A 13,970-nucleotide genomic window follows, 5' to 3' on the forward strand; every position below is an offset into this window, starting at 1 on the left:
GAATGAATATATCACGAAAAAAATATTTTGGAGGAATTGAAACATGGCATTTTTTCAGAGCGCAGTAGGAACATTACAGACACTTGTAATCGCACTTGGAGCAGGTCTTGGAATCTGGGGTGCAATCAATCTTATGGAAGGATACGGTAACGATAACCCGGGTGCAAAGTCCCAGGGAATGAAGCAGCTCATGGCCGGCGGCGGTGTGGCTCTTATCGGTACTACCCTTGTACCTTTACTTTCAGGTCTTTTCTAAGAGACAGCGTGGCAGGATCACGCAGAAAAAACTGAATAGCAGACAGCAGATCCGGTAGTCCGGAAAAGTGGAGGTCTGTGCAGACACACGGGTCAGGGCAGAGTGCTCTGGCCCTTTATCAATCATGAAAGAATATGGAGGATTTATATTATGGCATTTTTTCAGAGCGCAGTAGGAACATTGCAGACACTCGTAATCGCACTTGGAGCAGGTCTTGGAATCTGGGGTGCAATCAATCTTATGGAAGGATATGGTAACGATAATCCCGGTGCAAAGTCCCAGGGAATGAAGCAGCTTATGGCCGGCGGCGGTGTTGCCCTTATCGGTACCACGCTTGTGCCTTTGCTTTCCGGTTTGTTCTAAATCAGATTCTGGTTTTGGGGCAGGGGGAACCCCTGTCCCGGAGGAAAGGAGGAAATAATTGAACAGCATAATTCAGCAGATTACTGACTGGCTGAAAGGACTGCTTGTATCAGGTATCATGAATAATCTCACCAACACATTTTCCTCTGTGAATGACCAGGTGGGGCAGATTGCAACAGAGGTAGGACAGACTCCCAGCAGTTTTCTGCCGGCGGTATTCAATATGGTCAGGAACCTGTCAGAAACGGTAATCATGCCGATTGCGGGAATACTTTTGACATTCATAGCCTGCTATGAGCTGATACAGCTGATAATCAGTTATAACAATCTGGCAAGCTTTGAGACATGGTTTATCTTTAAGTGGATCTTTAAGACTTTTGTGGCAGTAGAACTGATCACACACACCTTTGATATCACGATGGCGGTATTTGATGTATCGCAGAGCGTGGTAAGCCGGGCCGGAGGCATTATTCAGGGAAGCACGGCAATTGATGCAAGCACCCTTGCGACAATGCAGACCACACTGGAAGCAATGGATTTAGGACCACTGCTTGGGATATTCTTACAGTCGTTTGTTGTGCAGTTCCTTATGTATATACTGGCAGCAATCATTTTTGTCATCATCAACGGACGAATGGTGGAGATCTATCTTATGGTCAGCCTTGCACCGATTCCGTTTGCAACCTTTGGAAATAGGGAGCAGAGCATGATGGGACAGAATTATGTAAGAAGCTTGTTTGCACTTGGATTTCAGGGATTTTTAATCATGGTATGTGTGGGAATCTACGCAGTCCTGATTCAGTCGGTAGCATTTAACGCAGATATCATTGGCTCGTTATGGAGGGTTATGGGCTTCACCGTTTTGTTAGCCTTTACCCTGTTTAAGACGGGAGCAGTAGCAAAGAGCATACTTCACGCTCATTAAGGAGGAAGATTATGGCAGCATCTTATATCAGTGTCCCGAGGGACCTGACAAAAGTAAAAAGCAAGGTGATGTTCAATCTGACAAAAAGACAGCTGATCTGTTTTGGCCTGGCGGCACTCATTGGAGTACCGTCCTTCTTTTTGCTCAAAACAGTAGTCAAAGTCAATACGGCAGTTATGGGGATGATGGTGATTATGATGCCATTCTTTTTCCTTGCCATGTATGAGAAGAACGGTCAGCCGTTGGAGGTCATTTTGAGTCACATGATACAGGCAATCTTTAAGAGGCCGAAGATACGTCCATATAAGACGGACAATTATTATGATGCGCTTTTGCGCCAGGCAAAAGCAGAAAAGGAGGTAGAAAACATTGTTCGATTTTCGCAAAAAGAAAGATCAGGAAAACAGAAAGTTCACAATGCCGGAAGGGCTGACCAGGGACGAGCAGAAAGCGGTAAAGGAAGCCATAAAAAAAGCACAGAAAAATGATGGCACACCAAGAACGGCACAGCAGAGCATACCGTTTGAAAGGATGTTTTCGGATGGTATTTGCAGGGTTGGACTTGATTATTATACAAAGACCATCCAGTTTCAGGATATCAACTATCAGCTGGCACAGCAGGAGGATAAGACGGAGATCTTTGAGGAATGGTGTTCTTTCCTTAACTTTTTCGACAGTTCCATCAACTTTCAGTTATCCTTCAATAACATGGCAACGGACGTCTCTGATTTTGAGAAGAGCATTGCTATCGCACATAAGAACGATGGCTTTGATGATGTCAGGGATGAGTATTCGGAAGTGCTTCTGCATCAGATGGAGGCAGGTAATAACGGTCTTACCAAGACAAAATACTTAACCTTTGGAATTCATGCTGAATCCATGAAAATAGCAAAGCCGAGACTCATTCATATTGAGACGGATATTCTCAATAATTTCAAAAGACTGGGAGTAAGGGCAAAGACCTTAAACGGAAGTGAAAGACTGGAACTGATGCACAGACAGTTTCATATGGGAGATGATGCAAAATTCCATTTTGACTGGAAGTATCTGGCGGGATCCGGCCTTTCCGTAAAGGATTTCATTGCACCGAGCAGCTTTGCTTTTCCAACCGGAAGATACTTTCAGATGGGAGACATGTATGGATGCATGAGTTTCTTATCCATCGATGCTTCGGATATCAGCGACAGGCTGCTTGCAGATTTCCTTTCCATGGAATCCAGCCAGATTGTGACCATGCATATCAAGTCGGTAGACCAGAACGAGGCAATCAAAACCATCAAGCATACCATCACGGAGCTTGACCGAAGCAAGATCGAGGAGCAGAAAAAGGCTGTCAGGGCAGGTTATGATATGGATATCATTCCATCTGACCTCGCAACCTATGGCAAGGATGCCAAGGCACTGTTAAAGGAGCTACAGTCCCAGAATGAGAGAATGTTTCTTCTGACATTTCTTGTAATGAATACAGGAAAGACCAAGCAGGAGCTTGAAAACAATGTATTCCAGGCAGTTTCCATTGCACAGAAGCATAACTGCAATCTGGTCAGACTGGATTACCAGCAGGAGCAGGGGCTTATGAGTACGCTGCCGCTGGCCAGCAATCTGATTGAGATCCAGAGGGGGATGACCACATCCAGTACGGCTATTTTTGTTCCATTCACTACCCAGGAGCTGTTCCAGAATGGAAAAGAGGCTTTGTATTATGGTCTGAATGCTCTTTCCAATAACATGATCATGGTAGACAGAAAGAAGCTTAAGAACCCCAATGCCTTGATTCTTGGTACACCGGGTTCCGGTAAGTCCTTCAGTGCAAAGAGGGAAATCGCAAATGCGTTCCTTGTTACGGATGATGACATCATCATTTCCGATCCGGAGTCAGAGTATTCTCCTCTGGTGGCAAGGTTTGGAGGACAGGTTATTAAGATCAGTCCGACTTCTGACCAGTATATCAATCCCATGGATATCAACATGAACTATTCGGATGATGATAACCCGATTGCCCTTAAGGCAGACTTTATTCTGTCTCTGTGTGAGCTGATCGTAGGCAATAAGGATGGACTCAGGCCGGTTGAGAAAACGGTTATCGACAGATGCATCCGTCAGATTTACCAGAAGTATTTTGAAAATCCGGGACCGGAGAATATGCCGATCCTTGGGGATCTGTATCAGGCACTCTTAAACCAGGACGAACCGGAAGCAAAGCATGTGGCAACAGCCCTTGAAATCTATGTATCCGGTTCCTTAAATGTCTTTAACCACAGAACCAATGTGGAGCTTACAAACCGCCTGGTATGTTATGACATCAAGGATCTGGGAAAGCAGCTTAAGAAGATTGGCATGCTTGTGGTTCAGGACCAGGTATGGGGGAGGGTAACGGAAAACCGGAGCCAGGGAAAATCCACCAGATATTACATGGATGAGATGCACCTTCTGCTCCGAGAAGACCAGACAGCAGCCTATACGGTGGAAATCTGGAAGCGTTTCAGAAAGTGGGGAGGAATTCCAACCGGCATCACCCAGAACGTCAAGGATTTGCTTGCATCCAAGGAAGTGGAGAACATTTTCGAGAACTCTGACTTTATCTATATGCTGAATCAGGCAGTAGGCGACAGACAGATTCTTGCCAGACAGCTTAATATCAGCCCTCACCAGCTTTCGTATGTGACACATTCGGGAGAAGGCGAAGGGCTTTTGTTCTATGGCAATGTTATCCTGCCATTTGTGGATCGCTTCCCTGCAAATACGGAACTTTACCGTATCATGACAACCAGATTGTCAGAGGTAACAGAAGCAAAGAAGGAGCAGTCAGCGTAAGCGACTGTTTCTTCGGAAAGGTTAGATATGCATGAATGAAGAAAAATATACCAGGGAGAAGGTGGAGAAGTCCGCCAAAACAAAGCGTGTGGAGCCGGAGAATAAGACGACACAGAAAAAGCATGCGGATAAGCTGAAAAATGAGACCTCAGCTGGTGAGAGCTATCGCAAGAAGCTCCGTTATGGGAAAAAGGATACCAGACTTACTCCGGAAGAGGAAAAGAAGCTTCGCAAGATAAAAAAGCAGGGGCGGAAGAGAATCTACAAGGAGACCGCTGCGGCAGAGACTATCCGGAAAGCAGGAATCCAGAATGAGGATGAAAATGTTGGAACGGAAGCCATGGATCAGGCAATCGGTATTGCCATGGCCGGAAGTGCAGAGGCGAGAAGTTATGCCCGGGATATCAGGAAAAGTAATTATGGTAAGAAACTTCATGCCAGAAATGAACATCTTGATGCGGTACAGGGAGCCAAGGGAGCCAAAGAAGCAGGTGAGGCAGGCGAAAGCACAATGTCCGCTACAGTAAAGGCAACAAGAAAAAAGCTGATGCAGAGAGAATTTGCGGAGGCGGCAGCAAAGAAACAGGCTGCAGAGGCAGCAAACGGCATCGGAAGTATCGGCAGGAGATTTACGGACAAGGCAGAAGACCTGATGGGAAGGCTTGCAGAGTGGATTAGGGAATTCTTACAGGACCATCCTATGCTGCTGGTGATTGCTGTGGTAGTTCTGATCGTGGTTCTGGTAATCTCCGGAGCATTATCATCCTGTTCCATGATGGCAGGCGGTGTGAACACTACCACAATTACTACTTCCTTTACGGCAGAGGATTCAGACATTCTGCAGGTGGAGGCTGATTATGTGGGGCTGGAAACGGATTTGCAGGAAACCATAGACAATATCGAAACGGACCACCCGGGGTATGATGAGTACAATTATTCCCTTGCGGAGATCTCCCACAATCCGTTTGAACTGGCGGCACTGCTTACGGTGCTTTATGAGAATTACACCCCTTCCCAGGTTCAGTCGATGTTGCAGACCATTTTTGATTACCAGTATACGCTGACCATGACGGAAGTGGTGGAGACCAGAACGAGAACGGAGACCAGGTGGCATTATGTGACTTATTATCGGGATGAAGAAAGAACCGGGTACCGGATGGTAAACGGGAGACTGGAGTCTTATACCTATACGGTTTCTGTTCCTTATCAGGTTTATGAATCCTATCAGGTCGAGGTGGAATATGACTATTACATTCTCAATACCACACTGACCAATCATGGTATTTCCGCGGCAGTAAATGCCTTGAACCTTACGGAAGACCAGATGCAGCGGTATATGATCCTTCTTGAAACAAGAGGAAATAAGCCTGACATCTTTGGCGATAACGTGTATGCCAATCCGGGAGTATCTGAGGAGTATGAGAATTATGCGGTACCGGGAGAATATCTGACAGACCAGCAGTTTGCCCGGATGCTTAATGAAGCAGAAAAGTATCTTGGTTATCCTTATGTATGGGGAGGATCTTCCCCAAGCACAAGCTTTGACTGCTCCGGATTTGTAAGCTACGTCATAAACAACTGCGGAAACGGATGGAATTATGGAAGACTTACGGCCAACGGATGGAAGAATGCGACAGCCAGGGTGGCAGCTTCCGATGTGCAGCCGGGTGACCTGGTTTTCTTTCAGGGAACCTACAACACATCCGGTGCATCGCATGTGGGAATCGTGGTAGATCCGGTAAATAAGATTATGGTTCATTGCGGAAACCCTATTCAGTATGCATCTTATGACACGGCGTACTGGAGGGCACACGCCTACTGCTATGGCAGGATTCAGTAACAATAATTACAGCGCTCCTTCTGGGGCGCTTTTTGAATGGAGGAAATGAAATGTACGCAAGGTTAGACAAGCTCCGCGAAGATCTGCAAAAAGCAATCGCAAAGAGAGATGAAGCGGAGAAAAAAGTGAAGCAGCTGCAGGCAAAGCTCAAGGAAGAGGAGAACCAGCAGATTGTGAGTGATGTTGCATCCTACAATTTAACTCCTGAACAGCTGGCACAGTTCTTACAGCTGGCAGGCAGCGGGAAATTGCAGGAATTGTTAAACGGTCAGGTAAAAATACCTGAGCCTGTAACCATGAATCATGCCGGGAATGAGCCGGCAGAGGATGAGGAAAATCTGTTTGATGAGAATGAGGAGGATGATCAGGATGAAGATAACTAAGATGATGAAGAAATGTGTATCAGGAGTGCTTGTTGGCATGACTGCATTAGTGGGATTTGCACCACTTCCTGTATTCGCGCAGGGGAAGGAAGTGGAGTGTGTCTGTGAGGAAAAATGCACGGAGGACTGCATCAATGAGGACTGTGAAGTCTGTATCTATGATTACCATTACTGTGAAGGAAAGGAAGCAGAAAAGGAGCCGGAAGAGGAAAGCTATGGTCCGCTTACCCCTGATGGAAACATGAACCTGGTAGATGACTATGGTTCTTTTGAAGCCGGCGGCAAGCAGTTTATTACGGTGACTACGAAATCCGGCAACTTCTTTTATATCATCATTGATCGTGATGATAAGGGAACCGAGACTGTTCATTTCTTAAATCTGGTGGATGAGTCGGATCTTCTGGCGTTAATGGAAGACGAGGAAGTGGAAGCATATATGGCATCCCAGGGTATGACTGAATCTGAGGAACAGCCATCAGAACCGGAAACAACCGTAGAGGAAGTAAAGGAAGAGCCGAAGGAAGAGGAAGCGGAACCGGAAGCCCAGAAGAAAAGCCCGAATGTAACAGGAATCATGGGAGTAATCCTTATTCTGGCATTAGGCGGTATTGGAGGATTTATGTACTTTAAGTCCGGAAAGTCAAAGAAAAAGCAGGATGCACCGGATCCGGATATGGATTATCTGGACGATGACGATGAGGACTATCTGGATGCACTGGATGAGGAGCCGGAAGAAGAAATCCATTCTGAGGAGGAAGACGATGGCGAGGAAGAGTAGATATCTTGGATACGCAAAGGGAGTCCTGAATATCGGGAATAAGAAAAGAAGGACTTCCACAAAGGAATCCGTGCTGACAAGGCTGAAAAAGTTAAGGGATAAGGATTTTTCCATGACCATCCCTGTTGCAGAAGGGAACCCGGATGAACATTAGTGGAATTCATCCAAAGCAGGGATTTTATGATTCTGTCATAGCACAGGAGCCGGAAAAAGAGAGGGTGTACAAACTGAATCAGGTGGCTATCCGTATGGTGGATATGCCACCTCTATTAAGTGATACTCCGATGGATGGACCGGAAGCAGCTGTTAAGGTCATGGCAGATATGCTGAAGGACTATGACAGAGAGGTTGTGGCAATCGTAAATCTACAGTCAGACGGGCGACCAATCAACATGAACGTGGTAAGCATGGGAGCACTGGACCAGTCAGTCGCGCATCCGAGAGAAATCTTTAAGAGCACGATCCTGTCAAATGCAGCTTCCATAATGCTGGTTCATAACCATCCGTCAGGAAGACTGGTGCCAAGTGCTGAGGACATTGTCCTTACGGACAGGGTAAAGAAGCTGAGTGACCTGATCGGGGTCAGGTTTCTGGATCATGTCATTGTCGGTCCGGGAAAGGATTACTATTCCTTTCACCAGAAGGAGCAGATGCCGCTATCCTCGTTAAAACTGACGAAGGATTTGAATGATATTGAATTGGAGGGATTTAGAGTGGCGGAAAATACAGTACAAAAAGAAGCAAGGATGACTGCAACGCTTACTGTTGCGGAATGCAGCGAATTTCATTCGATGGGGGAAGAGCATACCGGAGTTAAGACAGTTAAGGAAGCTATGGAGATATTTGGAAGCATTTCTCCGGAGCGCATGAATGGCATTCCGGCGATTGGAGTGCGTGTGGCAAATGAAGAGGCACCGGAGCTGTTTAGCGAGATTGATATTTTTAATGGCAAAAGGTTTGACATGGAGGCTTTATCCTATGTGCCTGAAATCGGAAACAACTGGGATGCACAGAAGCTGATTGCGGAGCTGATCCATGCATATCCGGAAGCAGAAATCGTGGGAGAGATCCCGGAGGGAATACAGAAGAAAATTCAGTTCATTGAGTCCAGGGAGAAGCAGGCCGACCAGTTAAAGGCTGTAACTGACCAGCTGGAAAAGGGCGTTGTGGAGGTATTTCAAAGCGACAAATACAAACAGTTCCTGGACACAATGGCGAAATTTCCCCGATATTCCGTAAACAATTCCATTCTGATCATGATGCAGAGACCGGATGCAAGCCTCTGTCAGAGTTTTACCGGATGGAAAGAGATGGGCAGGTATGTAAAAAAGGGAGAGAAGGGTATCAGTATCCTTGCCCCTGCACCCTACAAGATTGAGAGGGAACAGACCAGACTGGATGATAAGGGAAAGCCGGTGCTTGATGCAGACGGGGAGCCGGTAACGGAAAAGGTGGAGGTAACCATCCGTGCCTTTAAGGTGGTGAAGACGTTTGATGTATCACAGACAGACGGGAAGGAACTTCCCTCCATAGGACCTGATGAACTGGTTGGAAGTATTGAAGGATATCCGAAGCTTTTGCAGGCTTTACAGGAAATCAGTCCGGTACCTGTTACTTTTGAGCAGATCGATGGAGAAGCGAAGGGTTTTTACCATCAGGAAGATAAAAGAATTGCCATTCAGGATGGAATGAGTGAGGTTCAGACAATCAAGACCCTTCTTCACGAAATGGCGCACCAGAAGCTTCATGATAAGGATGCAGTGGCAGCTGCAGATCATGTATCAAGGAATGGAAAAGAGGTAGAGGCCGAGAGCGTGGCATACGTTGTGTGCCGGCATTACGGTATCAACACTTCTGACTATTCCTTTTCTTATGTGGCGGGCTGGTCCGAGGGAAAGGAGCCCCCGGAGTTAAAGAGTTCACTCGACAAAATCCGACAGACTGCAGCAGATTTCATTTACCAGATTGACCAGAAACTGGAAGTGTTACAGGCAGACAGGGAGCAGACACAGGAAAGTCCTAAAGTTGAGAATCCTTTTTTACAGGAATTGGCAGCTAAGATTACTGCGGCGGCAGAGGATAAAGGCTTTATTCCGGTGGTGCCGGATTCCCAGGAAAAAGTGCCAAACCCGGATCTTAAGGTTGCGGTGGATAAGGCACTGGAAAATCTGGACAAGAAGCGCACGCAGGCGAAAAAGAAAACTTCTGTAAAGTCCAAGATCAAGGAAAAAGCAGAAAAGTCAGAAACTACACCGAAGAAAACCAGGACAACAAAAGCGAAGGAGGAAAGGGCTTGAAGTTAGTGATTGCAGAGAAACCTTCTGTGGCACAGTCCATTGCGAAGGTAATCGGAGCAGAGAAAAGAGAGGATGGATATCTGGAGGGAAACGGGTATCTGGTCAGTTGGTGTGTTGGCCATCTTGTGGAGCTTGCATCCCCGGAGTCCTACGATGAAAGGTATGAGAAGTGGAGATATGAGGATCTTCCGATTCTGCCTAAGGACTGGAATTACCAGATTGCAGATGCTACCAGAAAGCAGTTTGGGATTCTGAAAAAGTTAATGGAGCGTGATGATGTCACAGGGCTGGTGGAAGCTACGGATGCCGGTCGTGAAGGAGAATTAATCTTCCGTCTGGTATATCATCAGGCAAAATGCAAAAAGCCATTCGAGCGCTTATGGATTTCTTCTATGGAAGACCAGGCAATCTCGGATGGCTTTTCTAATCTGAAGGCCGGGAAAGAATACGATGACCTCTATACTGCAGCGCTTTGCAGAGAGCGGGCAGATTGGATTGTAGGGATGAATGCTACCAGACTGTTTTCCACTCTGTACGGTCAGACCCTGAATGTGGGCCGGGTGATGACACCAACTCTTGCTATGATTGTGGAGAGGGAAGCAGAGATTGAGGGATTTAAGCCGGAACCGATTTACAGGTTGTCAATTAAGAGCGCCGGCATTGTTGCAACATCCGACCGGTTTGAAAACAAACAGGACGCAGAGGCGGTTCTTAACCGTCTCAAAGAAGAAAAGATGGCATTGGTTACGAAGCTGGAGACCACAGACAAACAGGAAAAGGCACCACAGCTTTACAGTCTGACTGCACTGCAGAGAGATGCCAACCGGTTCCTGGGATTTACGGCACAGCAGACTTTGGATTACACCCAGAGCCTTTATGAAAAAAAGCTAGTGACATATCCCAGAACAGACAGCCGTTTTTTGACGGAAGACATGGAAGGAATGATTCCCGGTCTGATGGATAAGCTGGTATGGAAATTCGGATATACCAGACATGTTCCTATCCATGCAAAACAGGTAATCGACAATAAGAAGGTCAACGACCATCATGCAATCATTCCCACTGCGAATGTGGCGGATGCCGAATTTGGGGAGCTTCCATCCGGGGAACAGAAAGTCTTAAGTCTTATTACAGCAAGATTCATTTCTGCCCTGGGAGATGCGGCAGTCCGGAGTGAGACGGAGCTGGGATTTACCTGTGCGGATACGGTGTTTAGGGCAAAGGCAAAAGTCTTAAAAGAGAAAGGCTGGAGAGATATTCAGGACTGGATCATGGGCGGTAATGCAGAGCGTGCAGATTCCGAAAATGACGAAGAGGAACAAAATGGGAATGCTGACATACTGGCATATATCACTGCTCTGACAAAAGGCAACTCTTATCCATTGCAGGATCCAAAACTGGAAGAGGGCAGGACGACACCAAAGAAGCATTTTACAGAAGACAGTCTTCTTTCGGCAATGGAGAGAGCCGGGGCGGAAGAGATGCCGGAGGAAGTGGAGCGTAAGGGAATAGGAACATCTGCAACGAGAGCCGCTACCATTGAGAAGCTTGTTCGTATCGGCTTTGTGGAGAGAAAAGGAAATAAGAAGACCAAGTATCTGATTCCGACACATAAAGGAGTAGCTCTGATCACGGTTATGCCGGAGCAGATTCAGTCACCTTCCATGACAGCGGAGTGGGAGCAGAAGCTGCTTGATGTGGAAAGGGGTTCCTATGCGGATTCTTCTTTTATGGATGAGATTGAGGAAATGATTACCGACCTTGTGAAGAATTACAAAATCATTGAAGATGCAGAAGTTCTCATGCATCCGGCTTTGGAAGAAATTGGGACATGTCCCTGCTGTGGCAGACATGTGGTAGAAAAGGAGAAAGGTTATTTTTGTGAGGACCGTGGTTGCAGCTTTGTCCTCTGGAAACAGAACCGTTTCTTTGAGGCTCTTGGAAAGAAAATGACAAAGCAGACAGCATCCAAACTTTTGCATGATGGAAAGGTGAAGCTGAAAGGATGCAAGTCACAGAAGACCGGAAAGACCTATGATACCACGGTTGTGATGTCGGTTGATGAGAACAAAAGAGCAGTGTTTCAGCTAAGTTTTGAGAAGGGAGAAGGCAAAAATGGAAAAAGCAAAAACAAGAAAGATTAAGAAATGGGATGAGATCCATGGAGAGTACGAAGTGGAAGTATCAGAGGATATGGGCGGCGGCAGTCCGGAGGAAGTCGCCGGAGCCGGACCGTCTATCAGCAGAAATCCGATGAAGGGCATTGAGGATATGGTGGAGCAGAATGACAACAACCTTGATGGCGTGATCAACAATGTGAAGGTAGAGCCGGCAGTCGGCACTCTAGAAATTATCCCGGATGATAAGAAATCGGTTTTGGAAAAACTGAAGGAACAGAGCAAACAGGTAACGCCTCCGGTACCTGTTCCGGAAAGAAAGCCGGTACCGGGATGCTGCTTTGAAAGGGAGATCACCGGATGGTAGAGAGATCCAAATACATTCATATCCGTGTCACACCGGAGGAAGTTGACCGGATTAAGGAGCGGATGGAGGAAGCCGGTATCAGGAGCATGACTGCATATCTGTTACGAATGGCACTCAATGGTTTTGTGATCGTGATGGATCTTTCTGATCTGAAGGAGATTCTCAGACTGTTGCAGATATCCGGGAATAATCTGAATCAGTACGCAAAGAGAGCGAATGAAACCGGAAGCATCTACCGGGAAGACATCGAGGAACTGAAAAACAACCAGAAAGAGATTTTGCAGGAAATGCGAAAGATGCTTGATAAGCTGACTGCAATTATGTAAGGCAGGTGAGAGAATGGCGGCGACAAAACTGATAGCAATGCATCAGAACAAGGGACGTTCCGTAATGCAGTGTCTGAAAGACAGAACCGATTATGCAAAGAATGGAGAGAAAACAGAAGACGGAAAATATATTTCTTCTTATAAGTGTCAACCGGATTTTGTCGATTGGGAATTTGCACAATCAAAAATAGATTATCTGAAAAAAACGTGGAGGCAGCCCAAGGGTGATGTCATTGCTTATCAGATCCGCCAGTCCTTTAAGCCCGGAGAGATTACACCGGAGGAAGCAAATGAAGTTGGATATGAAACCGGTATGAGATTCACCAAGGGGAAGCATGCGTTTATAGTGGCAACACATGTGGACCGGGCTCATATCCACAATCATATCATTTTCAATTCCACCAATCTGGATTGTGACCGGAAGTTCAGGGACTTTTGGTTTTCAGGAATTGCCCTGCAGAGACTCAGCGACATTATCTGCCTGGAGCATGGTTTATCCATTATTCCAAAGGTAAAACCGAGTGAGAGACAGAGACGTACCAAGTACCCGGAACGAGTAAGCATGAGGGATATTATCCGGGAGGATATTCTGAAATGCATGGAACAGAAGCCGGCTGATTTTGAAGAACTTCTCAAACTATTGCAGGCGGAAGGATATGAGATTAAGCGCGGGAAACACACTGCAATCTGTGGAAAAGAGCAAAAGCGGTTTATCCGGTTCCGCTCTTTGGGAGAGGATTTTTCTGAGGATCATCTGAAAAAGGTGATAGCCGGTGAAGCGGAGCTGCCTGAGAATAAGACGGAAAGCCGGGAACCAGCACAGCCCCCGAAAGAAAAACGAAGGTTTGATCTTGTGGTCGATATTCAGGAGAAGATGGCGCAGGGAAAGAACGGCGGATACGTTCGATGGGCGAAGAAATATAATGTGAAACAGTTCGCGGAATCCATTTTGTTTTTGCAGCAACATGATATTCACGATAAAGAAACTCTGGATGCATTGGTAGATGGAAGTGCTGCCAGATACCATGAACTGATGAAAATTATCAAGGATGCAGAAACCAAAATGGCAGAGAACAAAGTTTTGAAAACGCACATCATCAACTATTCCAAGACCAGGGATATCTATATAGCCTATCGAAAATCCGGATACAGCAAGAAATTCTTTGAGGCGCATCGAGAAGAAATCACACTTCACAAAGCGGCAAAGGAAGCATTTTCCAATCTGCCGGATGGAAAGATTCCGAAAGTAAAGGATTTGAATGAAGAGTTTGCCAGACTGCTTTCGGAGAAAAAGGTAGCCTACAGCGAATACAAAAAAATGAAAAAAGAGATGCGGGATTATCAGATAGCGAAACAAAATGTGGAATCCTTCTATGCGGCTCAGAAGACCTGGGACCAGGAAGAAGAATTGAAAAAGAAAAGGCAGCAGCAGAGATAAGCATGTGGGCAATCATCAAAATGTAAGTTGGTGGTTGCCCTCTTTTTTTGTAATCCCGGCTGAGCA

The 13,970-nt window shown here is 46.2% G+C and carries 14 protein-coding genes; all 14 read left to right on the top strand.

Annotated features, from left to right (window positions below):
• Positions 1-43: 43 nt before the first annotated feature.
• The 14 genes from H0486_RS02505 to H0486_RS02570 all read left to right on the top strand — a co-directional run bounded on the left by H0486_RS02505 (position 44) and on the right by H0486_RS02570 (position 13,904).
• The gene (locus H0486_RS02505) at positions 44-256 is read left to right on the top strand and encodes a Maff2 family mobile element protein (protein WP_058351257.1); all 213 of its coding nucleotides are present in this window, start codon (positions 44-46) and stop codon (positions 254-256) included.
• 150 nt (positions 257-406) lie between these two features.
• Positions 407-619 (top strand): Maff2 family mobile element protein, encoded by a 213-nt coding sequence (locus tag H0486_RS02510; RefSeq protein ID WP_058351257.1) that lies wholly within the window; start codon positions 407-409, stop codon positions 617-619.
• A gap of 58 nt (positions 620-677) precedes the next feature.
• Positions 678-1,544: a VirB6/TrbL-like conjugal transfer protein, CD1112 family gene (locus H0486_RS02515; protein ID WP_127067690.1), complete on the top strand. Its 867-nt coding sequence runs from the start codon at positions 678-680 to the stop codon at positions 1,542-1,544.
• A gap of 11 nt (positions 1,545-1,555) precedes the next feature.
• Positions 1,556-2,032: a PrgI family protein gene (locus H0486_RS02520; protein ID WP_228351506.1), complete on the top strand. Its 477-nt coding sequence runs from the start codon at positions 1,556-1,558 to the stop codon at positions 2,030-2,032.
• Positions 1,962-4,358, top strand: a complete 2,397-nt coding sequence (locus tag H0486_RS02525; protein WP_228354343.1) for a VirB4-like conjugal transfer ATPase, CD1110 family — start codon at positions 1,962-1,964, stop codon at positions 4,356-4,358. Before H0486_RS02520 ends, H0486_RS02525 begins: the two co-directional genes overlap by 71 nt.
• Before the next feature lie 31 nt (positions 4,359-4,389).
• Complete coding sequence (locus tag H0486_RS02530; RefSeq protein WP_228351507.1) at positions 4,390-6,198, top strand: C40 family peptidase; 1,809 nt, start codon at positions 4,390-4,392, stop codon at positions 6,196-6,198.
• 50 nt (positions 6,199-6,248) lie between these two features.
• Positions 6,249-6,581 (top strand): DUF4315 family protein, encoded by a 333-nt coding sequence (locus tag H0486_RS02535; protein WP_228351508.1) that lies wholly within the window; start codon positions 6,249-6,251, stop codon positions 6,579-6,581.
• Positions 6,568-7,359, top strand: coding sequence for a DUF4366 domain-containing protein (locus H0486_RS02540; RefSeq protein ID WP_228351509.1), 792 nt, complete (start codon positions 6,568-6,570; stop codon positions 7,357-7,359). Before H0486_RS02535 ends, H0486_RS02540 begins: the two co-directional genes overlap by 14 nt.
• Entirely contained in the window at positions 7,343-7,513 is a 171-nt protein-coding gene (locus H0486_RS02545) for a hypothetical protein (RefSeq protein WP_228351510.1), read from the top strand. The genes H0486_RS02540 and H0486_RS02545 overlap by 17 nt, the downstream gene beginning before the upstream one ends.
• Positions 7,503-9,656: a JAB domain-containing protein gene (locus H0486_RS02550; RefSeq protein ID WP_228351511.1), complete on the top strand. Its 2,154-nt coding sequence runs from the start codon at positions 7,503-7,505 to the stop codon at positions 9,654-9,656. Before H0486_RS02545 ends, H0486_RS02550 begins: the two co-directional genes overlap by 11 nt.
• Positions 9,653-11,800 (top strand): type IA DNA topoisomerase, encoded by a 2,148-nt coding sequence (locus H0486_RS02555; protein WP_228351512.1) that lies wholly within the window; start codon positions 9,653-9,655, stop codon positions 11,798-11,800. Before H0486_RS02550 ends, H0486_RS02555 begins: the two co-directional genes overlap by 4 nt.
• On the top strand, positions 11,772-12,140 hold the full coding sequence (locus tag H0486_RS02560) for a DUF4316 domain-containing protein (protein ID WP_228351513.1): 369 nt from the start codon (positions 11,772-11,774) through the stop codon (positions 12,138-12,140). Before H0486_RS02555 ends, H0486_RS02560 begins: the two co-directional genes overlap by 29 nt.
• A complete protein-coding gene (locus H0486_RS02565; RefSeq protein WP_127067680.1) occupies positions 12,134-12,466 on the top strand; it encodes a plasmid mobilization protein in 333 nt (110 codons plus the stop codon). The genes H0486_RS02560 and H0486_RS02565 overlap by 7 nt, the downstream gene beginning before the upstream one ends.
• Before the next feature lie 13 nt (positions 12,467-12,479).
• Positions 12,480-13,904: a relaxase/mobilization nuclease domain-containing protein gene (locus tag H0486_RS02570; protein WP_228351514.1), complete on the top strand. Its 1,425-nt coding sequence runs from the start codon at positions 12,480-12,482 to the stop codon at positions 13,902-13,904.
• The last annotated feature ends 66 nt before the right edge of the window (positions 13,905-13,970 follow it).

This window comes from Variimorphobacter saccharofermentans, from assembly GCF_014174405.1.
GTDB classification, from domain to species: Bacteria; Bacillota; Clostridia; order Lachnospirales; family Lachnospiraceae; genus Mobilitalea; species Mobilitalea saccharofermentans.